This window comes from Enterobacter sp. KBR-315C3_2022, from assembly GCF_041399425.1.
Taxonomy (GTDB): Bacteria; Pseudomonadota; Gammaproteobacteria; order Enterobacterales; family Enterobacteriaceae; genus Enterobacter.
Map to the genome: position 1 here is coordinate 38,502 of NZ_JBGKEB010000001.1, position 24,680 is coordinate 63,181.

Consider the following 24,680-nt stretch of genomic DNA (forward strand, 5'->3'; position numbering starts at 1 on the left):
CGGCGTACTTCATCGCTGAAAAAGGCGTTACCGGCATCCGGTAGCGCCTTTTTTCATCGCGGGGAGGTATACGCTACCGTCAGCGTATTGCTCAGCACGCTTACGGGCGAGCTGTATATCCCGCCCCTGACGGTGGCGTATTCAAAGCGAAACGGTCCGCCGGGGGGAATATCCGCGGGGAGCGCGATTTCGCCCGCCATGCCGGGCAGCATCAGGCAGCGGGCGGCGCTGCACAGCCGGATGCGCATCCCGATCGGCGTGGGGCCGTTGGTGCTGATTTTCCAGTAGGCGCGCGAGGCCGTCGCGCCGGAGGCGAGCGGAGAGGGGCTTTGCACCGGCCTGCTTTTCACCACCTGGCCTCCCCGCGTCATCGTGCCGCCAAAGCTCTGGCTGCTCCAGGAGCCGTCGGCGGCCAGCGCCAGAGGCGACGCCAGCATCAGCCCCGCCAGCGCGTGCGTCATCATGCTTTGCCCCCGATCAGATACGTCATGCGCACGTTGCGCGAGGTATTAAGCTCCTGGCTGGACAGCACCGCCAGCTGCGGGAAGATGCGGCGCAGATAGCGCGACAGCATCAGGCGCAGGGCAGGGTTCACCAGCAGCACAGGCGGCGCGCCCAGCCCTTCCTGGTGCAGCAGCGCTTTTTCCGTCTCCTTCATCAGGTTCTCCGCGATGCCCGGCTCGATGGCGCTGCCGCTCTGGGTGGCCTGCACCAGCAGCTGCTCAAGAGACAGATCCAGACCAATCAGCTGAATGTCGTCCTCGCCCGGGAACCACTGCTGGGTAATGGCGCGGGACAGGCGGGCGCGCACGCGTGCGGTCAGCTCGTCGGCGTCGCTCTGGGCGGTGGCAAACTCGGCCAGCGTGTCGATGATGGTGCGCATATCGCGGATCGGCACGCGCTCGGACAGCAGGTTTTGCAGCACCTTGTGCAGCGTGGTCAGGCTGATGACCGCCGGGATCAGGTCCTCAATCAGCTTCGGCGACTGTTTGGCGATCTGGTCGAGCAGCTGCTGCGCTTCCTGACGGCCAAACAGCTCGTCGGTGTGGGTGCTAATCAGGTGGTTAAGGTGGGTTGCCACCACGGAGCTGGGGTCGACCACCGTGTAGCCCAGCGTTTGCGCCAGCTCGCGGTGCACTTCGTCAATCCACAGCGCCGGGAGGCCAAAGGTCGGCTCCGTGCACGGCGTGCCGGGAACCTCGCCCTCCGCGCAGCCGGGGTTGATCGCCATCCAGCGATCCGGCTGAACCTCGCCCTGGCCGACGATGACGCCCTTAAGCAGGATGCGGTAGCGGGTCGGGGCTAAATCGAGGTTATCGCGAATATGCACGGCAGGGGGCAGGAAGCCCATCTGCTGGGCAAATTTCTTGCGGATGCCGCGCACGCGCGTCAGGAGCTGGCCCTGCTGCTCGTGGTCCACCATCGGGATCAGGCGATAGCCGACCTCCAGGCCCAGCGTGTCTTCCATCTGCACGTCGGACCACGTGGCTTCGTGAACCTGCGCCACCTCGGCGTCGGCAGCGTCGGCATCGGCGTGAACCGCACCCGGCTTCTTCGCTTCCCCTTCGCGCCCGCGCAGCCACCAGGCGGTGCCCAGCAGCGCGGCGGTGAACAGCAGGAACACAAAGTTTGGCATACCGGGGATCAGGCCCAGCAGGCCGATAACGCCCGCGGCCAGCACGATCACGCGCGGGGAGGTGAACAGCTGGCCCACCATCTGTTCGCCCACGTCCTGGTCGTTCGCCACGCGGGTGACCACCACGCCCGCGGCGGTCGAAATCACCAGCCCCGGGATCTGCGCCACCAGGCCATCGCCAATGGTCAGCAGGGTATAGGTCTCACCGGCCACGCCGGCGGACATGTCGTGCTGCATTACGCCGATCACCAGCCCGCCGATAATATTGATGGCCATGATCAGCAGCCCGGCAATGGCATCGCCGCGCACGAACTTGCTCGCACCGTCCATCGAGCCGTAGAAGTCCGCTTCCTGCGTCACCTCTTTACGACGGCGCTTCGCCTCCTCCTCGCCGATCAGTCCGGCGTTCAGGTCGGCGTCAATCGCCATCTGCTTGCCCGGCATCCCGTCGAGCGAGAAGCGCGCGCCCACCTCTGCGATACGCCCCGCGCCCTTGGTGATCACCATAAAGTTAATGATGATCAGAATCACGAACACGATGATGCCGATGGCAAAGTTGCCGCCGACCAGGAAGTGGCCAAAGGCCTCAACCACCTGGCCCGCCGCTTCCGGACCGGTATGGCCGTTCATCAGGATCACGCGCGTGGAGGCGACGTTAAGCGCCAGGCGCAGCAGCGTCGAGAACAGCAGCACCGTCGGGAACGCCGAAAACTCCAGCGTGTTCTGGGTGAACATGGCGACCAGCAGGATCATGATCGACAGGACGATATTAAAGGTAAACAGCAAATCCAGCACAAAGGTGGGCAGCGGCAGGATCATCATCGCAAGGATGGTCATGATCAGCACCGGGCCAGCCAGCACCTGCCACTGGGTTTCCTTCATGTTGGGTAAACGTAATCGGGTGGCGATATTGGCCATCACTCTCTACTCTCTTGTGCAAAATCCATCTCCGCCGGAACGGGCAGATCTCTAGGTGTCAGCGGACGCGAGCCGTAGCCCTTGCGCCAGCGCTTCAGGCCATAAACCCAGGCCAGCACTTCCGCGACCGCGCTATACAGCTCGGCGGGAACCGGCGCGCCGGGTTCACAGTGGCGATACAGGGCGCGCGCCAGCGGCGGCGCCTCAAGCATGGGGACCCGGTGCTCTTCGGCCAGCTCGCGGATGCGCAGGGCAATCAGCCCGCTGCCGCTGGCTACGACCAGCGGCGCCCCCATCGCGCCTTCCTGATACTTCAGGGCCACCGAAAAGTGGGTCGGGTTATTCACCACCACGTCGGCGGTGGGGACGTCGTTCATCATGCGTCCTTGCGCCATCTGGCGCTGCAGCTGGCGGATACGCCCTTTAATTTGCGGGTCGCCTTCCTGATTTTTAAATTCGTCTTTGATTTCCTTCATGCTCATGCGCATCTTCTTGAAGTTGCTCCAGAGCTGGTAAACCACGTCGAAGGCCACCATCGGGATCAGCGATAGAATAATGACCAGCATGCAGCCGAGGAGCAGGCCGCTAATGTCGACCAGCGCCATCCCCAGCGGCTCAAACATCAGGTTGATAAACCGGCTCTTGTTGAACCACAAAAACAGCCCGCCGCCCGTAACCGCCAGCGACACCTTCAAAATGCTTTTCACCATCTCGGAGACCATTTGCGCGGAAAACAGGCGCTTGATGCCCTTCAGGGGGTTGAGCTTTTTAAGGTCAAACTTGATGGCCTTGGCGGTCATATTCAGGCCGCCGATAATTGACGGCGTCACCACGGCGGTCAGAAACAGCCCGCCAACGAACGGCAGGATCGCCAGAAAGGCCATGCCCATCAGCGAGCCCGCGTGGTGCAGCATCTGCTGCGGGTCGCTGACCAGCAGCCTGTCGAACGTCAAACCGTTGTGCAGCAGCTGCTGCAGCTTGGTTGCCAGATAGCTCCCGCCGATCAGGATCAGCCCCCAGCCCGCCAGCAGCATGGACAGGCTGGTCAGCTCGCGAGACCGGGGAACCTGTCCCTCTTCCCGCGCCTTTTGCTTTCGGTGGGGCGTGGGGTCTTCCGTTTTTTCGCTGTCGTTTTCTTCAGACATGGCGTTAGCCCGGCATGGTTAAAAGCCGAGTGACTCCAGCAGATCGTCCACCTGCTCCTGCGAGGCGACGATACCCTTCACGCTGGTATCAATCTGCGGACCGTTTTTGAGGTGCGCGTCGTCGTCCTGCGCCTCGGCGGCGCGTTCGCCCATGTTCTCCACCAGCACGCTGATCAGCTCTTCTTCCACCGTGGCGATCACCTGCATCAGGCTTTGCAGCACCTGGCCGGTCAAATCCTGAAAATCCTGCGCCATCATGATTTCGGTCAGCTGGCGGTTGGTTTGCTGGGTTATTTCAGGCACGTCGTGCAGAAAGCTGCGGGTGTCCTTCACCAGCGCTTTTGCATCCTCCAGCGGCTGCGGGTTTTCGAACCAGGCGTTCCAGCGCCCGGTCAGCTGCGTGGCGTTCTCGCTCAGGCTCTCCTGCAGCGGGCGCGCCGCTTCTACGCTGGTCAGGGCGCGATCGGCGGCCTGCGAGGTTTTGCCGACTACGTAGTTCAGGCGGTCGCGGGTGTTGGGAAACGCGTCGGCCACTTCCTTCAGCGCCTGCTCCAGCCCGAGGTTGGCCATGCTGTCGCGCAGCAGGCGGGTAAGGTGACCGATGCGGGAGAAGATCTCTTTGGCGTTATCCGCCTGCAGGTTTAACGGCGTGCTCATGATTATTGCCCGAGTTTTTCAAAGATTTTGCCGAGCTTTTCTTCCAGCGTCGCGGCGGTGAATGGCTTGACGATGTAGCCGTTAGCGCCCGCCTGCGCGGCGGCGATGATGTTCTCTTTCTTCGCTTCGGCGGTGACCATCAGCACCGGCAATTTTGCCATTGCGGCATCGGTGCGGATGGTTTTGAGCAGCTCCAGCCCGTCGACGTTCGGCATGTTCCAGTCGCTGACCACGAAGTCGAAATCGCTGCCGCGCAGCTTGTTCAGCGCGTCCTGGCCGTCTTCCGCTTCGTCAACGTTCTTGTAGCCCAGATCGTTCAGCAGGTTGCGCACGATGCGCCGCATGGTGGCGAAATCGTCCACCACCAGAAAACGCAAATTTTTATCCGACATGGGTAAATCTCCTTAACGTCGTGAGTCGGTTTTGGGGGAATTTTTATAGGCAAAACTGTCCAGCAGGCACTGGCTAATCTCGTCAAGATCGACGACCTTTTTCGCCGCGCCGAGCGCAATCGCCTCGCGGGGCATGCCGAAGACCACGCAGGTGTCCTCGCTCTGCGCGAGCGTGAACGCCCCGGTCTGGCGCAGGTGCAGCAGGCCGCGCGCGCCGTCGCCGCCCATTCCGGTCAGAAGCGCCGCGCTGGCGTGTCGGCTGGCCTGGCGGGCCACCGAGTCGAACAGCACGTCGACGGAGGGGCGGTGGCGGTTAACCGCAGGCGCATCGCTGAGCCTGATCCGGTAGCCGTTGTCCTGGCCGATGATCTCCATATGGCGATCGCCTGGCGCGATCAGGGCGGTCCCCGGCAGCACCGGCTCGCCGTCCTGCGCTTCGCGCACCGCAATCTGGCACAGCGAGTCAAGCCGCTGGGCGAAGGAGTAGGTAAACCCGGCGGGCATGTGCTGGGCGATGACGATCCCCGGCGTGCCGACCGGAAGCGGCATCAGGACCTGGCGCAGCGCCTCCGTCCCGCCCGTGGACGAACCGATGGCGATAATGCTTTGCTGTCGCACCCTGATCCCCGCGAGCAGCGGCCTGGCGGTCGGCGCGCGTGGCGTCAGCTTCGCGCGCGCGGCGATGCGGATTTTCTCAATCACCAGCTGGCTCCAGCGGGCGATGTTGTCCTCCTCGCGGTGCTCCGGCTTCGGCAAAAAATCCACCGCGCCGTGCTCCAGCGCCCGCAGGGTCGCCGCCGAGCCGCGGGTGGTGAGGGAAGAGATCATCACCACCGGCATCGGGCGCAGGCGCATCAGGCGGGAGAGAAACTCCAGCCCGTCCATGCGCGGCATGTCGATATCCAGCGTCAGGACGTCCGGGTTAAGCTGCTTAATCAGCTCGCGTGCGATAAACGCATCCGGCGCGGTTCCCACCATTTCCATATCGGGCTGCTGATTCACCACCGCGCTCAGCATGTTGCGCATCAGGGCTGAATCATCGACCGCCAGCACGCGAATCGGGCTCACCGTGTTGTCTCCGTCAGTTCATAAACCGACTGCCCACGCAGGCGCAGCGGAATATGTGAAGGGTTAAAATGTTCCGAATGGCCGACAAACAGCAGGCCTCCGGGCTTAAGCAGGCGGGCAAAACGCTGCAGCAGGCGCTGCTGGGTGGGCGCATCGAAATAAATCATCACGTTGCGGCAGAAAATGGCGTCGAACGGGCCGGGAACGGGCCACTTTTCGTCCAGCAAATTTAGCTGCTGATAGTGAATGGCGGAGAGCAGCTCGCGCTTCGCCTTGACCATTTCGCTGTTCTCCCCCGCGCCGCGCAGAAACCAGGTCCGCTTTTGCGCCAGCGTCAGCGCGTCCAGATCGCTCAGGCGGTAGACGCCCGCTTCCGCTTTGGTCAGCACCTCGGTGTCGATATCCGAGGCCCAGACGCGCGGCCCCGAAAGGGACGGGCCCAGCGCCTCGTCCAGCGTCATGGCAATCGAGCACGGCTCTTCCCCGGTCGACGCGGCGGTACACCAGACGCGATAGCCGCTGCCGCGCAGGCGGGCGTGCTGGGCGAGGATCGGAAAGTGGTACGACTCGCGGAAAAACGAGGTCAGGTTTGTCGTCAGCGCGTTGATAAAGCTTTGCCATTCCGGGTGCTCTGAGTGCGATTCAAGCAGGGCGATATAGTCGCTGAAGCTGGTATGCGCCAGCGCGCGCACGCGGCGGGAGAGACGATTAAAAATCATCTCCCGCTTCTGGGCGTTGACGACAATTCCCGCGCGCTTATAGATTAATTTCCCGACGCGCTGTAATTCGCTGTCAGATAACGAAAGCGTATTAAGGGATAAGCGTGCAGGAATGCTGTTAATTTCACTCATAGAAGAGGATTGGCCTTAAACCGGGGTATTCATTATTTCCTGATAGGCGCCGATCATTTTATTCCGCGCCTGCATGCCAAAGCTGAATGAAATAGACGATTTCTGCATCGCCAGCATCACGTCATTAAGCCCAATATCGCTGCTGCCGGACATCCATTCCTGCGTTTTTGTTTTTGCGTCTACCTGCGTTTTATTTATTTCATTAATGCTGTTAAATAAAGCATCAGAAAACGAGGGCATGTCGCCGCGCGCCGCCTGCAGGCGGTTAGACGGGCCGCTGACCTGCTGTGCCTGGGTCTGAATTTGATCGAGTACGCCACGCATTAATGTTGCTGACATTTTCAGTTCCTGATAAATAAGATAAAAAACGATGTTTATTGCGCATCTTTTAAACGTCGACAGCTTACCACGTGAATAAAAACGTCAGAAAATCCAATAAGCCGACAGAACTTTGAGCTTATTTATCCTTAAAAAAAATGCCTTTCGGACGATAATGCCCGCCTGAAAAATTCTTCTGCTTTTTGAAATCGTCGACAACACTCTCGCGAATTTCGTGAGCTGACGTGCATCCGTGATGCGCGCTATTTCATACAGGAATACGGCATGAGTGCCACACTAAATGATGTAACGAATAATCCAGCCGATCGCATTAAGTCGATGCTGCTTTCGCTGCGCGGCAGCCCGAAGCTCCTGCTGGTGATTTGCGGCGCGGCGGCGCTTTCCGTTCTTATCGCGCTCATGTTCTGGGCAAAGGAGCCGGACTACCGGGTGCTGTTCAGCAACATCAGCGATGAAGAGGGCGGTGCGATTGTCGCGCAGCTTACCCAGCTCAACGTTCCCTACCGCATCGATACGCCCGGCGGCGTGATTATGGTGCCGGGGTCGCAGGTGCACGAAGTGCGCATGAAGCTGGCGCAGCAGGGGCTGCCGAAGGGCGGTTCGGTCGGCTTTGAGCTGCTGGACCAGGAAAAGTTTGGCATCAGCCAGTTTACCGAGCAGGTGAACTACCAGCGCGCGCTGGAGGGCGAGCTGGCCCGCACGATTGAAAACCTGGGGCCGATCCAGAGCGCGCGCGTGCATCTGGCCACGCCAAAGCCGTCGATGTTCGTGCGCGAGCAGAAAAAGCCGACCGCGTCGGTCACCGTGAACCTCATTCAGGGCCGCGCCCTGGACGATGCGCAGGTGGTGGCGATTACCCATCTTATCTCCAGCGCGGTGACCGGGCTGACTGCCGACAGCGTCACGATTGTCGATCAGCGCGGCAACCTGCTGACCCAAAGCGGCGCGCGCGGCCTGCAGACGGCGCATCTGAAATATACCAATGACATTGAAAGCGACTACCAGCAGCGCATTCAGCGCATTCTGGCTCCGCTGGTGGGCGACGGAAACATCCGCGCGCAGGTGACGGCGCAGATTGACTTCACCGAGCAGGAGCAGACGCAGGAGCAGTACCAGCCGAACGCCGATCCGCAAAAAATGGCGATCCGCAGCCGTCAGGCGAGCCTCTCGGAGCAGGGCAACCGCCGCGGCGTCGGCGGCGTGCCGGGCGCGCTAAGCAATACGCCCGCACCGCCCGCAACCGCGGAAATCACGCAGCCGCCGGGAACGCCGGCCGACGATAAAAAAGAGAAAACTACCGGTACCCGCAGCGCCAGCGACGGCGCGCAGCCCTACAACAACCGCAGCGACGAGACCACCAACTTTGAGGTGGACCGCACGCTCACCCATACCAAATCGAACGCCGGGCGCATCCAGCGCCTCTCCGTGGCGGTGGTGATCAACCATCTGCCGCAGGGCGAAGAGGGCAAGCCGGGCCCGATTAGCGAGGCCGAGCTCACCCGCATCAACGCGCTGGTGAAAGAGGCGATCGGCTACAACGCCGCGCGCGGCGACAGCGTCAACATTCTCAACTCGGCGTTTAACGGCGTGGTGGAAGAACCCGTCCCGCCGTTCTGGCAGCAGGATCGCTTTTACGCGCTGCTGATGTCGATTGCCCGCTACCTGGTGATTGCGATTATCGCCTGGGTGATGTGGCGCAAGCTGGTGCAGCCCGCGTGGATCCGCCATCAGGAGACGACCCTTCGCCGCCTGGAGATGGAAAAAGAGGCGCGCGAAGAAGAGCTGGCCGCGAAGAAACGCGCGGCTGAAAAAGGCGCGCGCGACCGCGCGCAGCAGAAAGTGGATACCGAAATGCACAGCCAGCAGCTGCGCGAGCTGGCGGAGCAGGAGCCTCGCGTGATCGCCCTGGTGATCCGCCAGTGGATGAGTAAGGAGCCGAAATAATGAATGCCTCAGATAAAAGCGCCATCGTCATGCTGACGCTGGGGGATGTCCTGGCCGCAGAGGTGTTCAAGCACCTCAACGCCCACGAGGTGAAGCTGATCAGCGCTTCGATGGTCAATATGGCGGGCTTCACCCACGACCAGATGGCCATGGTGCTGGAAGAGTTTAAGAAAGACTCCAGCGAATACGCGGCGCTCAGCCTCAACACCAACGACTACCTGCGCAGCGTGCTGGTCAAGGCGCTGGGCGAAGAGCGCGCCTCGTCGCTGCTGGAGGACCTGCTGGATACCCATCAGGGCACCAACGGCATCGAGACGCTCAACTTTATGGAGCCGCAGGCGGTCTTTGACCTCATCCGCGAAGAGCATCCGCAGATCATCGCCACCATCTTGGTGCACCTCAAGCGCAACCAGGCGGCGGACGTGCTGGGCAAATTTGAGGATCGCGAGCGTAACGACATCATGCTGCGTATCGCCACCTTCGGCGGCGTGCAGCCTGCCGCGCTGCAGGAGCTGACGGAAGTGCTGAACAACCTGCTTCACGGCCAGAGCCTCAAGCGCAGCAAGATGGGCGGCGTGCGTCCGGCGGCCGAAATTCTCAACCTGATGAAGTCTCACCAGGAGGAGGCGGCGATCGAGGCGGTGCGCGAGTTCGACGGCGAGCTGGCGCAGAAAATTGTCGACGAAATGTTCCTGTTCGAAAACCTGGTGGACGTGGAAGACCGCAGCATCCAGCGCCTGCTGCAGGAGATCGAGAGCGATACGCTGATCATCGCGCTGAAGGGGGCCGACGAGCCGCTGCGCATGAAGTTCTTCCGCAATATGTCCCGCCGTCAGGCGGAGCTGATGACCGACGATCTGGCCTCTCGCGGCCCGGTGCGCCTGTCGCAGGTCGAGGCCGAGCAGAAGACGATCCTCAACGTGGTGCGTCGCCTGGCCGAGTCCGGCGAGATCCTGATTGGAGGCAGCGACGATGCCTACGTTTGATGATAAAACCCCGCGCGAATGGCGCAGCTGGCAGCCGGAGAACCTGCTGGGTGAAACCGTAGACGTGCCGCTGCCGACGCTGGATAACGCCCAGTCGGAGGCCCAGCTGAAGGCCGAGCTGGCGCGCCTGCGCAAGCAGGCGGAGCAGCAGGGTTTTGCCCAGGGGCAGCAGCAGGGCCAGGAAGAGGGGCGCAGGCAGGGCTTCGAGCAGGGCGTCAAGGAGGGGCGCGAGGCCGGGTTTGCGCAGGGCGTGGAGCAGGCGCGCGCTGAGCAGCAGGCGCTGCTGCGCCAGGCCGAACAGTGGGTGAACAACCTCAAGCTGGCGCTGGAAAACCTCGACAGCCTGGTGCCCGCCCGCCTGGTGCAGCTCTCGCTGGAAGCGGTGCAGCAGCTGTACGGTTCGTCCACCGTGGCGGATCACCACGCCCTGATTGCACAGATCCGCAAGCTGATGAAGCAGGACCCGCTGCTGCACGGCACCTTCCAGCTGTACGTCAACCCGGCGGAGTTCGCCGCGGTTGAGGAGGCGCTCGGTGAAACGCTGCGCGCGATGGGCTGGGCGCTGCACCGCGACGCGCAGCTGGCCGCGGGCGGCTGTCGGGTGGTTTCGCCGGACGTTGAGGTGGACGCCAGCCTGGAGACGCGCTGGCAGGCCATCTGCCAGCTGGCGCGCGAGGAGCTCGCGCAATGAGCCAGCAGCAGCTAAAGGCGTGGCTCTCGGCAATCGACCGGGTAGAGGAAAAGCTGGCGCAGGTGCCCGATTTTCGCCAGTACGGCAGGCTCACGCGCGCCACGGGGCTGGTGATGGAGGCCGTGGGGCTGAAGCTGCCCATCGGCGCGCTGTGCATCGTTGAGCGCCAGACCGACGCGGGCATTGTGCCGGTCGAAAGCGAAGTGGTGGGCTTCAACGGCCAGACGCTGTACCTGATGCCGCTTGAGCACGTGGACGGCATTCTGCCGGGGGCGCGCATTTACGCCCTGCAAACCGACAGCCACAGCGGCAAGCAGCTGCCCGTCGGCCCGCACCTGCTGGGCCGCGTGCTGGATGCGCAGGGTCGCCCGCTGGACGGACGTCCCGCGCCGGGCAAACCCGCCGCCAGCCTCTTTACCCCGACGCTAAACCCGCTGCACCGCGATCCGATCAAAAGCGTGCTCGACGTCGGCGTGCGGGCGATTAACGGCCTGCTGACGGTGGGGCGCGGCCAGCGCATGGGCCTCTTCGCCGGGTCGGGCGTGGGGAAAAGCGTCCTGCTCGGCATGATGGCGCGCTTCACGACTGCCGACGTTATCGTGGTGGGGCTTATCGGCGAGCGCGGGCGCGAGGTCAAAGATTTTATCGAGAACATCCTCGGCGAAGAGGGGCTGGCGCGCGCGGTGGTGGTGGCGGCACCGGCGGACGTGTCGCCGATCCTGCGCATGCAGGGCGCGGTGTACGCCACCCGCATCGCCGAAGATTTTCGCGAGCGCGGCCTGAACGTCCAGCTGATCATGGACTCCCTGACGCGCTACGCCATGGCGCAGCGCGAGGTGGCGCTGGCGATTGGCGAGCCTCCGGCAACCAAAGGCTATCCGCCGTCGGTCTTCGCCCGCCTGCCCGCGCTGGTGGAGCGCACCGGCAACGGCGTGAAGGGCGGCGGGTCGATTACCGCGTTCTACACCGTGCTGACGGAAGGGGACGACCAGCAGGATCCGATTGCCGACTCGGCGCGCGCGATCCTCGACGGCCACATCGTGCTGTCGCGCCGCCTCGCCGAGGCGGGCCACTATCCGGCGATCGACGTGGAAGCCTCGATCAGCCGCGCCATGACGGAGCTGATCCCGTACGCGCAGTACCGCAGGGTGCAGCGCTTCAAGCAGCTGCTTTCGGCGTATCAGCGCAACCGCGATCTGGTGAGCGTGGGGGCGTACGTTAAGGGCAGCGACGCGCTGCTGGACCAGGCGATCGACACATACCCGTCTCTGGAGGCGTTCCTCCACCAGGCGATCCACGAGCGCAGCGGCTATGACGACGCCGTCCGCGCGCTTTCCGGGCTGTTCCCGGACATCACGGGGTAACACGGTGACGCAATGAAGGTGAATAACCCGATGAACCTGCTGCGCGACATGGCAGAAGAGACGCTGACCGAAACCACCCGCGCGCTGGGCGGCGCCCGGCAGCAGCTGCAGCAGGCGGTCGCGCAGCACCAGCAGCTGCAGCGCTACGAGCAGGAGTACCAGCAGTCGCTGCGCCAGGGAATGATGGGCAGCGGCATGTCGGTGGCGGATCTGGTGAATCACCAGTCGTTTATCGTGGCGCTGAAGCAGGTGGTTAAGAAGCAGGAAGGCCACGTTAACGCCTCCGAGAAAGCGGTTGAGCAGGTGAAGCAGAGCTGGGTGCAAAACAAACAGCGCCTGAACGCGTTTGAAACGCTGATTGCGCGACGCGCCTCGGCGCAGGCGCTGGAGCAAAGCCGCCGCGAGCAGAAGCTGATGGATGAATTTGCCCAGCGTGTCGGACAGAAGAGAGAAAGGCTATGAACATCGATATTGCCACCCTGCTACTGGGTGGAACGCAGGAAAAACCAAAGGCGGGAGCGCTGGCTGACAAGGGCTTTAGCCTCGAGCTAGACGACAGGCTGGCCTCTCTGGCGCAGCTTTTTCCGGGCATTGAGCCGCAGATGCTGGCGGCCGCGCTGCCCGCCGGACTGCTGGCGCAGGAGGTGGCCGATATGCCAGAGCTTGAGGGCGAGATGATAGCCGTCCAGCAGGGGCTGACAGATACCCTGATCGGCGTAACGCTCGACGACGGCGAAGGCGGAGAAAGCCCGCAGTGGCAGCTCCAGCAGCTGGTCGCCCGCAGCGTCACCGGGGCCGACGCCGCCGCGCGCCCCGCGGCGGGTAAAGCCGCAGCGGGCGAGATGAGCGAAAGCGCGGGCGAGCGCGGCAGGGCGACGGAGCTACTGGCCGTCGGCGAAAAATCCGCGCCGGTCAACCCGCTCGCGGCACCGTCACCCGCCGCCGTGCAGGCTTCTGCGGCGGTCCCTTCCGTCGAGGCCGCTGCGACCGCCACCGTAGAAATAACGACCACGCCGTCGGCGAGCGCCGTCGCGATGCCCGCCGCCGTGCGCACCGGCCTCAGCCACGCGCCGCAGCAGGTGGTGACCGTTAACCACCCGCCGGACGCGCCGGAGTGGAAGCAGTCGGTCAGCCAGCACATCGCCATCTTCAGCCGTAACGGCCTGCACAGCGCCGAGATCCGTCTGAATCCGGAGGAGCTGGGCTCGCTGCATATTTCGCTGCGCATGCAGCAGGATCAGGCGCAAATTCACATCGTGAGCGAGCACGGACACGTGCGCCAGATGATGGAGCAGGCCATGCCGCAGCTGCGCGCGGCGATGGCGGAGTCGGGGATCCAGCTCGGCCAGGCCAACGTCAGCGCCGAGGGGCAGCAGGCCGCCAGCGGCGAGCAGGGCGGGAATGCGCAGGGGGAACGCCAGCTTGAATCCGAAGGGGAAGAGGGGCCGGTTGAACAGGAGATTGTCCCGACGTTATTAACCACCGCGCCGGGAAATATATACGGAATTAATACCTTCGCGTGAAGTGCTGAATTACGTTCAGTAATGAAATTTTATCGCCTGATTATCAGGATGACGATCTGGACTACAATATCCGCCATATTGACCCGAGGGTAATGTTGTTCCCTCACTTATTTATCAGGTGTACGTTCAATGAGTAATAAAAATAAAAAGGTCGCCAGCGGCGGAGGATCTCGCTCGCTTCTGATGACGTTCATGTTTTTGACTGCCGTTGCCGCGTGCGGTTTTTCTGGCTACCTGTTCTGGGAAATGAAGTTCGCGAAGCCCGCGGCGGCTGAAGCGGAATTAGCCGCGGGGCCTGCCCCGGCCCCCGTGCAAGTCGAGCCGCTGTACGCCTCGATGAATACCTTTACCGTCAGCCTGAAGCCGACGGCCAACGAGTCGGACCGCGTGCTGTATCTGGGCCTGTCGATTCGCGTGGCGGAACAGGCGTCGCTGACCGCGCTGCAAAGATATTTACCGGAATACCGCAGCCGCTTATTTATGCTGCTGACCCAGCAGACCTATGACGATTTAGCCACGGATGAAGGAAAGCGCCGTCTGATTAATAACATCAGGGCCGAGCTGGATAAACCTCTGGCATTTAATCAGTCTATTCGCGTCACTGACGTCCTTATTAATGAATTTATTCTGCGGTAATTATTATGGCTGACAGCTTTTTATCTCAGGATGAGATCGACCGGTTGCTGAATGCGGATGCAGACAGCGGCAGCGATCCGAACAGCAGCAGGGCCGACGCGGGGGTAAAGCCCTACGATCCGCACACGCAGCGCCGGGTGATCCGCGAGCGTCTGCACTCGCTGGAAATTATCAACGAGCGGTTTGCCAGGCAGTTCCGCATGGGGTTGTTTAACCTGCTGCGCCGCAGCCCGGACATCACGGCGGGAAACATCCAGATCCAGCCGTATCATGAGTTTGCGCGCAACCTGCCGGTGCCGACAAACCTCAACCTGCTGCACCTTAACCCGCTGCGCGGAACCTCGCTGATGGCGTTCTCGCCGGGGCTGGTGTTTATGGCCGTGGACAACCTCTTCGGCGGCGACGGGCGTTTTCCGACCAAAGCGGACGGGCGCGAATTTACCCCAACCGAGCAGCGCGTGATCCACCGCATGCTGTCGATGGCGCGCGAGGCCTACGAGTTTGCCTGGAGTTCGATTTACAAAATCAAAACGGAATACATCCGCTCTGAAATTCAGGTGAAGTTTACCAACATCACCTCCTCGCCGAACGATGTGGTGGTCACCACGCCGTTTTCGGTGGAGATCGGCTCGCACCGCGGGGAGTTCAACATCTGCATTCCGTTCAGCACCATTGAGCCGCTGCGCGAGCTGCTGAGCAACCCGCCGATGGACAACTCCCGGCACGAGGACACCGAGTGGCGCGGCATGCTGGCAAGCCAGATGCGCGAAACCGAGCTGGAGCTGACGGCGCGCTTCGCCGACATCGGCACCCGGCTGTCCAACGTGATGCAGCTGAAAAAAGGCGACGTGATCGCCCTGGACAAGCAGGAGTTTATCGAAGCCAGCGTCGGCGGCGTGCCGGTCTTTACCGCCCGGTACGGCGCCGTTAACAACCAATATGCCCTGAAGGTCGAGCAGATGATTCAGCCTTCATTACTATCATTCAACAAGGAGTAATTTCCCCATGAGCGACATGAACACCTCATCGGGCCCTGACGGTCAGTCCATCGATAATCTGTGGGGTGACGCCATGACCGAACAGCACGCTGCGGGAATTACCGACACGATGGCTGCGCCTGCATTTTCGGATGAAATGAACCTGATCCTCGATATCCCGGTAAAAATGACCGTCGAGCTGGGGCGCACCAAAATGACCATCAAGGAGCTGCTGCGCCTGAGCCAGGGCTCGGTGGTGTCGCTGGACGGGCTGGCGGGCGAACCGCTGGATATCCTGATCAACGGCTATCTGATCGCGCAGGGGGAAGTGGTGGTGGTGTCCGACAAGTTCGGCATCCGCATCACCGACATCATTACCCCGTCCGAGCGCATGCACCGCCTGAGCCGCTAATGAACGCAACGACCTCCCTTCCGGCCACGGGCTCGGTGCTGATGACCGTCACCGGCGCGCTGGCGCTGATCGTCCTGCTGATGGTGGTGCTGGCCTGGGCCGCCCGCCGCAGCGGGCTGTCGCGCCGCCTCAACGACGCCCGCGGCACCATGACCCTGGTGGCGACGCAGTCGCTGGGCCCGCGCGAGCGGCTGGTGCTGGTGGACGTGGGCGAGCAGCGCCTGGTGCTGGGCGTGACCGCCACGCAGATTACCTGCCTTACCGCGCAGCCGCGCCCGGAAAGCGCGCCTCAGGCCGACGCGCCGGTGGCGGCATTCCCGCAGATGCTGGACAAGCTGCGCCAGAAGTACCGTCCGGGAGGCGAGCGGTGAAGCGTTACGCGCTGAACGCGCTGCTGGCGATCGGCCTGCTGCTGCCCGCGGCCTGCGCAACGGCGGCCAACGCTGACATCACCCTCGGCCAGCCGACGGGCGAGGGCGGCTGGACGCTGCCGGTGCAAACCCTGCTGCTGCTGAGCGGCTTTACCTTTATTCCCGCCGTGCTGCTGATGATGACCGGCTTTACCCGCATCATCATCGTGCTGGGCCTGATGCGTAACGCCCTCGGCACGCCGACCGCGCCGCCGAATCAAGTGCTGGTGGGGCTGTCGCTGTTTTTGACCTTCTTTGTGATGTCGCCGGTGTTCAGCCAGATTTACGAGAAGGCCTGGCAGCCGCTGCAGGAAAACAACATCACCATGGAAGCGGCGCTGGCCGAAGGCGTTAAGCCGCTGCGGGCCTTTATGCTCGACCAGACCCGCGAAAGCGATCTGGCGATGCTGGCCCAGATTGCCAAAACGCCGGATATCGCCTCGCCGGAAGACGTCCCGCTCAGCATCCTGGTGCCCGCGTTTATCATCAGCGAGCTGAAGACCGCGTTCCAGATTGGCTTCACCATCTTCATTCCGTTCCTGATTATCGATCTGGTGGTCGCCAGCATTCTGATGGCGCTCGGGATGATGATGGTCCCGCCAACGACCATCGCCCTGCCGTTCAAGCTGATGCTGTTCGTGCTGGTGGACGGCTGGCAGCTGCTGGTGGGCTCGCTTGCCCAAAGTTTTTACAGTTAGGAGACGAACATGACCCCTGAAAGCGTAATGGTGGTGGGCATGCAGGCGATTAAGGTCGGGCTGATGGTATCCGGCCCGCTGCTGGTGGCCGCGCTGGTCACCGGCCTGATTATCAGCATTCTGCAGGCCGCGACCCAGGTCAACGAAATGACCATGACCTTCATCCCCAAAATCCTGACGATCGTCGGGATTGCGGTGGCGCTCGGCCCGTGGATGATGAAAATCTTTATCGAATATACCCGCGCGGTTTTTGCCAGCATTCCCTACGCGATCGGCTGATGGCCTTCGGACTTCCTCTCGATCAGCTCTACGGGCTGATTAGCCACTACGTTTTCATCCTGGTGCGCGTTGGCGCGCTGCTGCACGTAGCGCCAATTTTCAGCGAGAAAGCGGTGAGCAAGCGGCTGCGCGCGGGCCTTTCCCTGCTGATCGCTATCCTGATCGGCGGCACGCTGCCGGACGCCGGGGTGGGGCTCTATTCGTGGGAAGGGGCGTGGGTGATGGGCAAACAGGTCATCATCGGCGCGGCGATGGGGCTGACGCTCCAGCTGCTGTTCGCCGCCGTGCGCATGGCGGGCGAAATCATCGGCATGCAGATGGGCCTGTCGTTTGCCACCTTCTTCGATCCCGGCGCGGGCAACAGCCCGGTGATCTCGCGCTTTCTCAACCTGCTGGTCACGCTGCTGTTTCTGGCCTTTAACGGCCACCTCTGGCTGCTGGCGCTGCTGGCGGAAACCTTCCACACGCTGCCAATTGACGCCGCGCCGCTGCACGCGGGCGGCTTCCTGTACCTGGTGACGCACGCCGGGCTGATCTTTAGCCAGGGGCTGATGCTCGGGCTGCCGATTATCTCCCTGCTGCTGTGCATTAACTTTGTGCTCGGGCTGCTGAACCGCCTGACGCCGCAGCTCTCGGTGTTTGTGATCGGCTTCCCGCTGACGCTGAGCTTCGGCATGCTGGCGCTGTTTCTGCTGGCGCAAACCCTGGCGCCGTTCTTTGAACGCCTGATGGCGACGGGCTTTGACCATCTGGCGCAGCTTATCCAGGCGCTGGCGTAGCGGCGCTAGTTGGTGCAGACGATGCGGGCTACCGATTCGGTGCCGGAGGCCAGAACCTTGTTATCCAGCAGATAAATGGTGCTGGTGCCCACTTCCCCCTTGCCGATCTGCGGGTAAATATAATCCTTCACCTCCTGATCGGTGCTCTGGTCGCCCAGCTTGCGGTGCTGGCTGGTCACCGTCAGATGAATGCGCTTGCCTTCTATCTCGGAGTCGAATCGCACCTCGCGGTGTATCGGCGTGGGGCGTCCCGCCAGCTTGCCGTCCACAAAGCGGCTCAGGCTGCCGATGTAGGTGGTGTGGCCGCTGAACAGGTCGTCGCGGTACGAGCGGTAGATCCCGCGCGCCAGCGTGGCGTTGTCCTTGTCCTCAATGGCGTAAAAGGAGGTCGGTGCGACGCACGCCGACTTATACGGCAGATGATAAAAGCTGTAGAACACCATCCCGCCGAACCCGGCGAGCAGGCTGAAGGTGAACAGCAGCGCGAGCCAGAGGTTAGTAGAGGCGAAAAAAGAACGATTCGCAGTCATTTCCCGAGTCCTTTAAGCGTTGTTGGCAGGCAATCAGCCCCTGAAACTTGCTCATTTTTTCTGAGCCGGTCGTGACGTACAGCACCGGGGCGGGCTTTTCTCCGGCCCGTTTATCCAGCACGTGCTGGACGTAGGTTTGCAGCGTGGCTTCAATGAGCGCCTGTTTATTCTCCTCGCTCGCCTGCACCAGCACTTCCGCGCCGGGCGGCACCCCCGGCCCGGACCAGGGCACAAAATGGATTTGCATGGGGCTAAAGAAAAAGAGGCTGCGCATCAGCACGGCCAACCCTACGCCGACCAGCAGACCGGCAAGCGCCACGCCGGTGGCCAGCCAGAGGCCTTTACGGGCGCGCGGCGGGGCGGGGGCGACGACGGCAGCAGGGAGGGCTTCCGGTGCGGGCGTCATACTGGGGGACGCTTCGAGGGGAGCGGATTGCCCGTCGCCATTTTCCCGCACAATCAGCCGGTAGCCGCTGCGCGTGACGGCGACGAGGGTAATGGTTTCATGTACGCCGAGCTGGATAAACGCGCGGCGGAGCTTGGTGATCATCACCCGCACGCTGTTGTCGGTGACTTCGACCCCGGCGCTGCGCCAGCCGATATCCATAAGCTGTTCCTGAGACAGCACTTCACCGGGCGCATCCACCATGGCGGCGAGACACAGGCATGCGCTTTGCGGAAGCGTAACGCTCTCCTCGCCGTCCGTGCGGGAAAGGATGCGCGTGTGAACATCCAGCGTTACGCCCGTTCCAATCGCAATGTTATTGAGCATAGTTATTTGATTCTTCTGATGTCATGGGTAACGCTTCCGGCTGTTGTAATTAATAGTAATGAAAACACGTTCTTGCTAGCCAGCGGCCCGAAAGCGACATGCTTTTTATGCCTTACGTCTTTTTTTTGCAACCATTAAGTCATAACGGCCCTGGTAACTTTAAGGTTATTAACGGCGCGCTCATTAACCTTATTAAAAATGCGCCATTGGCGGTTTTGCTTTAATTTCATTAAAACCAATCGGTTAGTTTTGTTATTGAAATAATAGGCCTTTTCTGGCGTTGAGAACGATACGCAACGCTCATTTAGCGTTAATAAAAATTAATGGACAGTAAATTATTAATTGTAGGGAGAAGGGCGGGTGAACGGTTGCGAACGCGATGCGGGAATTTATACTGGGGTGAAACACATCTTATTGAATTTATTACGCAGATATTAATTTCAAGGATGGCTTATGTTAACGCTCAAACGCTGTTTACACACTTCCGATGCCTCGTCGATGTTTCCCGTCTTTATTTGCCGGAGACCCTGTATAGGGTGCTGAGCCTGCTCATCATCGCCTGGGGAGGAACCTGTTACAGCCTCGACGGCTGGCTGGTGAAGCGCGGGCAGAGCGGGCGCAAAGTTGTTTTTGTTGAGGGATAACAGGAATGCGCTGTTATTAACGGTTTGACGAGCATATTTCCCGATCCCCGCATAATAAAATAGCCCTGAAGAAAAGGCAGCGTCCTGCTGCCGTTTAACGTACAGGCGCTAAGCACATGGTTTTAACAGTCATACTGGTCATTATCTTTATTACGTTACTTATTCTGGTGCAGACCGGGGTGATCCCGTGGTTTATTCGCACCGAAGGGGATCGCCTGCGCTCGCAGGTTGATACCCTGGCAACGCAGCTCAGGGAGCAGCTCGATCGCGTGGAGGCGCAGCAGCGCTCGGTAACCGAGAGCGTGGTGACGCTTAAAAGCTTCGCGCTGGACAAAAGCACCCCCGGCGAGCCGGACGGCACCGAAGAGGCGGGCAGCAGCCGCCCGTTCTACGGGGCGCTGGTGAAGGAGATGGGCGAGCGCCTGGGCGGCCGCGCGTGGATTGTCGAAGATACCGGGCGCATCATTGGCGATGCCGCAGGCGCGCCTAACGTGCAGTCGCTGAACGATACCGATCTGCCGATGGCGGTGCCGCTGCGCTCGCTGCTGGCGCAGTCGGGCGAGGGGCTGCGGCACACCAGCTTTCGCAGCGCCAGCGGCGAGCACACCCTTATCGTTATGCCGGTGGCCGAGACGCCGTGGCTGTTGGCGATTGACGTCCCTACCCGCCGGATGGGCGAACGGGCGGGCATTCTCCTTCGCAAGCCCTGGCCGCTGGCGGCGCTGCTGCTGGTTTCCACCCTCACGCTGCTGCGCAGCCTGAACCTGCACCTTTCCCGCCTTAACGAAGAGCTTCCTTCCCAGCTGAAAAGCGAACACGGAGAGCATCTGCCGCCGCTGATGCAGGAGGTGGGCGTGCAGGTCAACGCCATCGCCCGTGCCGCCGTCGTCATCGGTCAGGAGAATGAACGCCTGCTGCGCGTGCCGGAGCCCAACCCGAACGTATTAGCCACCCTGAATGAAAGCGCGACCAGCGTAGTGCAGGCGATGGGGGCGCTGAACGATGCCGCGCTCGCGATTGCCGACAGCAGCGGGACGCTGGTCCAGCTTGCCAGCCGCGCCTACAGCTACTCCCTGCATAACGAAGAGAGCGTGTTTGCCGTGGAGTCGCGAAATCTGGCCAGCCGCTGCGCGCGTTCCTCGAAAGAGCTGCGTGCGCTGATTGAGGACGCGATGATGCAGGCGCAGAGCGGCGTGCCGTCCGTGGCGCACAACAACAGCGTGCTGATTGAAGAAGTTTATACGGTGGCGAACGCGCTGACGCAGCGGGTAAAAGGGTAGCCGTTGGCTTCTCCCTCTCCCTGGAAGAGTGACAGCCTGGCACAGAATGCTCCCTCTCCATTCAGGGAGAGGGCTGGGGTGAGGGGGAAACACAGCGCCAGACTTCATGCCTTTCACCCCCATTACTCGCTTTTCTGAACACGTCTCGCAAGTTTGAATTTCTCCCTGACGACCCTCTGTTAATCCCTTATCGCCGGGCGGCGCTACGCTAGCCCGGCCTACGAACTGCACCGAACGCTGCCTCTCCATTCAGGCAGAGGGCTGGGGTGAGGGGGGAAAACAGATCGTCAGACTTCATGCCTCCTTCCCCCTCACATCGCTTTCCTAACTCCCGCGCTGGATCCGCGCGTATTTATAGAATAAAAAAAGCCCTCCACAAGGGAGGGCAACCGCGCACGGAGGACATGCGCGTAAGTGTTTGAGGCGGTTAAGCAGATTAACGCAGCAGGGACAGCACGTTCTGCGGAACCTGGTTAGCCTGGGCCAGTACGGACACGCCAGCCTGCTGCAGGATGTTCGCGCGGCTCATGGCGGACACTTCCACGGAGAAGTCGGCGTCCTGAATACGGGAGCGCGCTTCGGTGGTGTTGATGATGTTGGTGTTCAGGTTCGCGATGATGGAGCTGAAGCGGTTCTGAACGGCACCCAGGTCGGCGCGGAAGTCAGACACAACGGTCATTGCCTTATCGGTATTTTCCAGCAGCTTGTCGGCAGCCAGCTGGCCTGCGCCCTGCTGGATAGCTTCTGCGTCGCCGAAGCGGGCTTTAGCGCTGCCAGCGACCGCGCCAGCAGCGTCCAGCGTGAAGGTGTGAACCTCGCCGTCTTTGTTCATTGCATAGTAGGTGCCAGCAGGCGCTGAACTATCTGCGGAGAAGATTTTCATTTTGGAGGTTGCCATGTCGGCCCCGCCGAACAGGCTCGCGGAGATATCTTCCATCATATCTTCGGTAAGGGTCATATCGGTCGTGGCACCGGTGACGGTAGAACCCACGTCAAGCCGCTTCATGTTGGCCACGGTGCTCTTACCGTTCAGAAGCATATCTTTATCGGCACCCGTTACCTCGGTATAGGCAGTGGCTGCGACTTTACTAATTTCTGCATGCGTTGCAGGAGGACCACCAACAGCTTTAAAGGTAATTTGGTCAGTGTCTATCTGGAAGAGTTTATCGTTCGCTTTGCTATAGGCGAAGACTTCACCGGTTTTGTCATTGACATGGAATTCAACATCGGCAGCATCTACCGCGCCAATTGCCTTAAATACTACAGCTCCATCAGTAGCCTGGTTAACTTTCCAGTTGAGCGCTTTACCACTAACTGTAGCTTCAATGCCAGTGTCTACACCGTCACCTTTTACCGCTGCAGCCTCTTCATACTTGCTGGTGCTGCCCATTTTAATGCCGATGGAAGCAAAGTCATCCATGAAGGTATCCAGGCCCAGGGTTTCAAGGTCCAGCTTGTTAAGCTTGATGTTGATGGTGTCGGAATCTTTATCACCGATCTGGATGGTGATTTCTTCACGGGAGCCGTCAAACACGTTTACGCCGTTGAAGTTAGTCACTTCTGCCACGCGGCTGATCTCTTCCAGGCGTGTACCGATCTCTTTCTTGATGGAGTCCAGGTCGCTGGTGGAGTTGGTGCCGTTCTTCGCCTGTACGGTCAGCTCGCGGATACGCTGCATGTTTTCGGTCACTTCTTCCAGCGCGCCTTCGGTGGTCTGTGCCAGGGAGATACCGTCGTTGGCGTTACGCGCCGCCTGGGTCATACCGCGGATAGAGGAGGTGAAGCGGTTAGAAATGGCCAGGCCCGCCGCGTCGTCTTTGGCGCTGTTGATACGCAGACCGGAAGAGAGGCGCTGGATCGCGGTGCCCAGAGAGGTCTGGGATTTGTTCAGGTTGTTCTGAGCCATCAGGCTCAATGCGTTGGTATTAATGACCTGTGCCATTGTTATATCCTTTTAATATGATAACGACTATAAGTGGTATGCGTTCGTTGATGCGCATACTGAATTCATCGGGGGAAATAAAAATGACTAAATTATTTTTTCAGCTTTTTTATAAACCAAAGAAATGCGCGCATATCTGCCTTCAATTTTGTAAATCAATTAACGCAATAGCGTAATAAGCCCGCAGTTCTGTTTTCGTGAAGGGTAATCATTGTTGGCCTATAAATGAAAAATTAAACTTACTTCTCTATTACCCGATAGGAATAGTGTCAGGCTAATCTATTTCAACAGGACTATTCATTATGGCTTCAACCAATTTCTTAGGCGTCGGCTCGGGGCTGCCGTTTGACCAGTGGCTGGCGGACGAGCGCAAGGGCATTACCCAAAAGCTGAACCCTTACCTGCAAAAGCAGAGCACCTATAAAGGGCAGATTTCCGCGTGGGGCTCTATTTCCAGCGCGCTGAGCACCATGAAGGACAACCTCGGCAAGCTTGAGGACGAAGGGTTCAACGGCGTCAGCGTCAGCGATAACAAAACCTTTAAGGCCACGGCGGGCAGCGGGGCGATCCCTAACAGCTACTCTATTGCCGTAAAACAGCTGGCGACAGCGCATCAGCTGAGCGTCAGCCATGGGTCACGAGACAAGCAGATAGCAACGAGCGCCAGAGATACCACGGTAAAAATTTCGATGGAAGGCAGCGATAAGCCGCTTGAAGTCACCCTGAAGCCGGATGAAACCTCCCTTGACCAGATCGCGAAAAAGATTAACGCGCAGAAAGGTGACGTGGTGGCGGAAGTCATCACGGTCAGTGATACCGAGCATAAGCTGGTGCTGACCTCCAAAAAAACCGGTGAAGCGGGCAAGATGACGATGGAGGTTTCCGGCGATGGGGCAGTGGAGAGCGCACTGCGCGGTGCCGTCTCGGACGAGCCGAAAAATGCCGAGATTTTTCTGAATGGTAAACTGGTTACGCGCAGCTCGAATACCATTAGCGATCTTATCGGCGGGGTAACGCTTGAGCTGCGGGAAGTCTCCGAGCTAAAGGACCCTGACCTCGGCGAGGACAATCCGTTGAGGTACAAAACCGAATCCCTCACCATCACCGAAGACACCTCAAAGGTGAAAACGCTGATTGAAGAGTTCGTCAAGAACTACAACAGCTACCTCAGCACCGTCGCCAGCGCGACCAAATATACCGCGCCGGATCGCGAAAGCCAGTCAACGACGCCTGATTCTACTAACGGCGCGCTCTTTAGCGACGGCTCGCTGCGCCGTCTTACCACCCAGCTTAAATCGACCGTTAGCGGGAACTATCCGGATGCCGACGCCGTTATTCAGTCGCTCGGCAGCATCGGTATTACCGTGAAGTTCGACGGCAAGGTTGGCGACGAGCGCGGCGGCGTGCTGGGCGAGCTGTCCATCGATACCAAAAAGCTCGATGCGGCGCTGAAGGACAACCCGAAAGCGGTGGAGGCGCTGTTTTTGGGTAAAGACGGTAATGACGGGATTAAAGACCGCATGGAGGGGATATTCAATACCTACCTCGGCGATAAGTCTTCGATTACCAAAAAAGAGGGGGTGATCGAAACCGCGCTCGAAACCCTGCGCGAGCAGGAAAAGCGCATCGGCAAGCAGATCACCGCCGTTGAAGCGCGTATCGAAGAGACCATGCTGCGCCGCGAAAAAGAGTATCAGCGTCTGGATAAGGCGATGAGCGACATGAACAACATGCAGTCCCAGCTTCAAAGCTCTCTGGCCGGGCTGATTTAATCTTCACCACTATCCGGGCAGCGCGCTGCCCGGCA

27 protein-coding genes are annotated in these 24,680 nt (G+C 60.6%); 16 read left to right on the forward strand and 11 right to left on the reverse strand.

Annotation, left to right across the window (positions count from 1 at the left end):
• Positions 1 to 53 precede the first annotated feature (53 nt).
• Genes AB8804_RS00210 through fliE form a run of 8 tightly spaced genes read right to left on the reverse strand, consistent with a single transcriptional unit; the run spans position 54 to position 7,006 of the window.
• The gene (locus AB8804_RS00210) at positions 54 to 464 is read right to left on the reverse strand and encodes a flagellar protein FlhE (protein WP_371181837.1); all 411 of its coding nucleotides are present in this window, start codon (positions 462 to 464) and stop codon (positions 54 to 56) included.
• Complete coding sequence (gene flhA, locus AB8804_RS00215; protein ID WP_371181838.1) at positions 461 to 2,554, reverse strand: flagellar biosynthesis protein FlhA; 2,094 nt, start codon at positions 2,552 to 2,554, stop codon at positions 461 to 463. Before flhA ends, AB8804_RS00210 begins: the two co-directional genes overlap by 4 nt.
• A complete protein-coding gene (gene flhB, locus AB8804_RS00220; RefSeq protein ID WP_371181839.1) occupies positions 2,554 to 3,699 on the reverse strand; it encodes a flagellar biosynthesis protein FlhB in 1,146 nt (381 codons plus the stop codon). Before flhB ends, flhA begins: the two co-directional genes overlap by 1 nt.
• Positions 3,700 to 3,717: 18 nt before the next feature.
• Positions 3,718 to 4,356 carry a protein phosphatase CheZ gene (gene cheZ, locus AB8804_RS00225; protein WP_371181840.1) on the reverse strand — a complete coding sequence of 213 codons (639 nt, stop codon included), beginning with the start codon at positions 4,354 to 4,356 and terminating at the stop codon, positions 3,718 to 3,720.
• A 2-nt stretch (positions 4,357 to 4,358) separates the two neighbouring features.
• The gene (cheY, locus tag AB8804_RS00230) at positions 4,359 to 4,748 is read right to left on the reverse strand and encodes a chemotaxis response regulator CheY (protein WP_371181841.1); all 390 of its coding nucleotides are present in this window, start codon (positions 4,746 to 4,748) and stop codon (positions 4,359 to 4,361) included.
• Positions 4,749 to 4,760: 12 nt separating this feature from the next.
• The gene (locus AB8804_RS00235) at positions 4,761 to 5,816 is read right to left on the reverse strand and encodes a chemotaxis response regulator protein-glutamate methylesterase (protein ID WP_371181842.1); all 1,056 of its coding nucleotides are present in this window, start codon (positions 5,814 to 5,816) and stop codon (positions 4,761 to 4,763) included.
• Complete coding sequence (locus AB8804_RS00240; RefSeq protein WP_371181843.1) at positions 5,813 to 6,667, reverse strand: CheR family methyltransferase; 855 nt, start codon at positions 6,665 to 6,667, stop codon at positions 5,813 to 5,815. The genes AB8804_RS00235 and AB8804_RS00240 overlap by 4 nt, the downstream gene beginning before the upstream one ends.
• A gap of 15 nt (positions 6,668 to 6,682) precedes the next feature.
• On the reverse strand, positions 6,683 to 7,006 hold the full coding sequence (gene fliE, locus AB8804_RS00245) for a flagellar hook-basal body complex protein FliE (protein WP_371181844.1): 324 nt from the start codon (positions 7,004 to 7,006) through the stop codon (positions 6,683 to 6,685).
• Between the two features lie 264 nt (positions 7,007 to 7,270).
• Here fliE and fliF point away from each other — a divergent pair, with 264 nt between their 5' ends.
• The 13 genes from fliF (at position 7,271) to fliR (ending at position 17,705) form a co-directional block, all read left to right on the forward strand.
• Positions 7,271 to 8,950, forward strand: coding sequence for a flagellar basal-body MS-ring/collar protein FliF (gene fliF, locus AB8804_RS00250; protein ID WP_371181845.1), 1,680 nt, complete (start codon positions 7,271 to 7,273; stop codon positions 8,948 to 8,950).
• Positions 8,950 to 9,936, forward strand: coding sequence for a flagellar motor switch protein FliG (gene fliG, locus AB8804_RS00255; protein WP_371181846.1), 987 nt, complete (start codon positions 8,950 to 8,952; stop codon positions 9,934 to 9,936). Before fliF ends, fliG begins: the two co-directional genes overlap by 1 nt.
• Positions 9,923 to 10,627 carry a flagellar assembly protein FliH gene (locus AB8804_RS00260; RefSeq protein WP_371181847.1) on the forward strand — a complete coding sequence of 235 codons (705 nt, stop codon included), beginning with the start codon at positions 9,923 to 9,925 and terminating at the stop codon, positions 10,625 to 10,627. Before fliG ends, AB8804_RS00260 begins: the two co-directional genes overlap by 14 nt.
• Complete coding sequence (gene fliI, locus AB8804_RS00265) at positions 10,624 to 11,991, forward strand: flagellar protein export ATPase FliI (RefSeq protein ID WP_371181848.1); 1,368 nt, start codon at positions 10,624 to 10,626, stop codon at positions 11,989 to 11,991. Before AB8804_RS00260 ends, fliI begins: the two co-directional genes overlap by 4 nt.
• A 12-nt stretch (positions 11,992 to 12,003) precedes the next feature.
• The gene (fliJ, locus tag AB8804_RS00270; protein WP_371181849.1) at positions 12,004 to 12,453 is read left to right on the forward strand and encodes a flagellar export protein FliJ; all 450 of its coding nucleotides are present in this window, start codon (positions 12,004 to 12,006) and stop codon (positions 12,451 to 12,453) included.
• Positions 12,450 to 13,514 (forward strand): flagellar hook-length control protein FliK, encoded by a 1,065-nt coding sequence (locus tag AB8804_RS00275; protein ID WP_371181850.1) that lies wholly within the window; start codon positions 12,450 to 12,452, stop codon positions 13,512 to 13,514. The genes fliJ and AB8804_RS00275 overlap by 4 nt, the downstream gene beginning before the upstream one ends.
• Before the next feature lie 129 nt (positions 13,515 to 13,643).
• Positions 13,644 to 14,150 (forward strand): flagellar basal body-associated FliL family protein, encoded by a 507-nt coding sequence (locus AB8804_RS00280; protein WP_371181851.1) that lies wholly within the window; start codon positions 13,644 to 13,646, stop codon positions 14,148 to 14,150.
• A 5-nt stretch (positions 14,151 to 14,155) separates the two neighbouring features.
• Positions 14,156 to 15,148 (forward strand): flagellar motor switch protein FliM, encoded by a 993-nt coding sequence (fliM, locus tag AB8804_RS00285; RefSeq protein WP_371181852.1) that lies wholly within the window; start codon positions 14,156 to 14,158, stop codon positions 15,146 to 15,148.
• A gap of 7 nt (positions 15,149 to 15,155) precedes the next feature.
• Positions 15,156 to 15,539, forward strand: coding sequence for a flagellar motor switch protein FliN (fliN, locus tag AB8804_RS00290; RefSeq protein ID WP_112010528.1), 384 nt, complete (start codon positions 15,156 to 15,158; stop codon positions 15,537 to 15,539).
• A complete protein-coding gene (gene fliO / locus AB8804_RS00295; protein WP_371181854.1) occupies positions 15,539 to 15,910 on the forward strand; it encodes a flagellar biosynthetic protein FliO in 372 nt (123 codons plus the stop codon). Before fliN ends, fliO begins: the two co-directional genes overlap by 1 nt.
• Entirely contained in the window at positions 15,907 to 16,647 is a 741-nt protein-coding gene (gene fliP / locus AB8804_RS00300; protein WP_371181856.1) for a flagellar type III secretion system pore protein FliP, read from the forward strand. Before fliO ends, fliP begins: the two co-directional genes overlap by 4 nt.
• 9 nt (positions 16,648 to 16,656) lie before the next feature.
• Positions 16,657 to 16,926: a flagellar biosynthesis protein FliQ gene (gene fliQ / locus AB8804_RS00305; protein WP_112010530.1), complete on the forward strand. Its 270-nt coding sequence runs from the start codon at positions 16,657 to 16,659 to the stop codon at positions 16,924 to 16,926.
• Positions 16,926 to 17,705, forward strand: a complete 780-nt coding sequence (fliR, locus tag AB8804_RS00310) for a flagellar biosynthetic protein FliR (protein WP_371181859.1) — start codon at positions 16,926 to 16,928, stop codon at positions 17,703 to 17,705. Before fliQ ends, fliR begins: the two co-directional genes overlap by 1 nt.
• Positions 17,706 to 17,710: 5 nt before the next feature.
• Here fliR and AB8804_RS00315 read toward each other — a convergent pair whose 3' ends face one another.
• Complete coding sequence (locus AB8804_RS00315) at positions 17,711 to 18,235, reverse strand: hypothetical protein (RefSeq protein ID WP_371181861.1); 525 nt, start codon at positions 18,233 to 18,235, stop codon at positions 17,711 to 17,713.
• Complete coding sequence (locus AB8804_RS00320) at positions 18,201 to 19,007, reverse strand: transcriptional regulator (protein ID WP_371181863.1); 807 nt, start codon at positions 19,005 to 19,007, stop codon at positions 18,201 to 18,203. Before AB8804_RS00320 ends, AB8804_RS00315 begins: the two co-directional genes overlap by 35 nt.
• A 323-nt stretch (positions 19,008 to 19,330) precedes the next feature.
• Here AB8804_RS00320 and AB8804_RS00325 point away from each other — a divergent pair, with 323 nt between their 5' ends.
• Together AB8804_RS00325 and AB8804_RS00330 are read left to right on the forward strand one after the other, a co-directional pair.
• Complete coding sequence (locus AB8804_RS00325) at positions 19,331 to 19,651, forward strand: hypothetical protein (RefSeq protein WP_371181865.1); 321 nt, start codon at positions 19,331 to 19,333, stop codon at positions 19,649 to 19,651.
• Between the two features lie 116 nt (positions 19,652 to 19,767).
• A complete protein-coding gene (locus AB8804_RS00330; RefSeq protein WP_371181867.1) occupies positions 19,768 to 20,931 on the forward strand; it encodes a methyl-accepting chemotaxis protein in 1,164 nt (387 codons plus the stop codon).
• 436 nt (positions 20,932 to 21,367) lie between these two features.
• On the opposite strand, the gene AB8804_RS00335 is transcribed toward AB8804_RS00330, so the two are convergent.
• Positions 21,368 to 22,873, reverse strand: coding sequence for a flagellin (locus tag AB8804_RS00335; RefSeq protein ID WP_371181869.1), 1,506 nt, complete (start codon positions 22,871 to 22,873; stop codon positions 21,368 to 21,370).
• Positions 22,874 to 23,175: 302 nt separating this feature from the next.
• Between AB8804_RS00335 and fliD the strand changes: the two genes are divergently transcribed.
• Positions 23,176 to 24,645, forward strand: a complete 1,470-nt coding sequence (gene fliD / locus AB8804_RS00340) for a flagellar filament capping protein FliD (protein WP_371181871.1) — start codon at positions 23,176 to 23,178, stop codon at positions 24,643 to 24,645.
• Positions 24,646 to 24,680 lie beyond the last annotated feature (35 nt).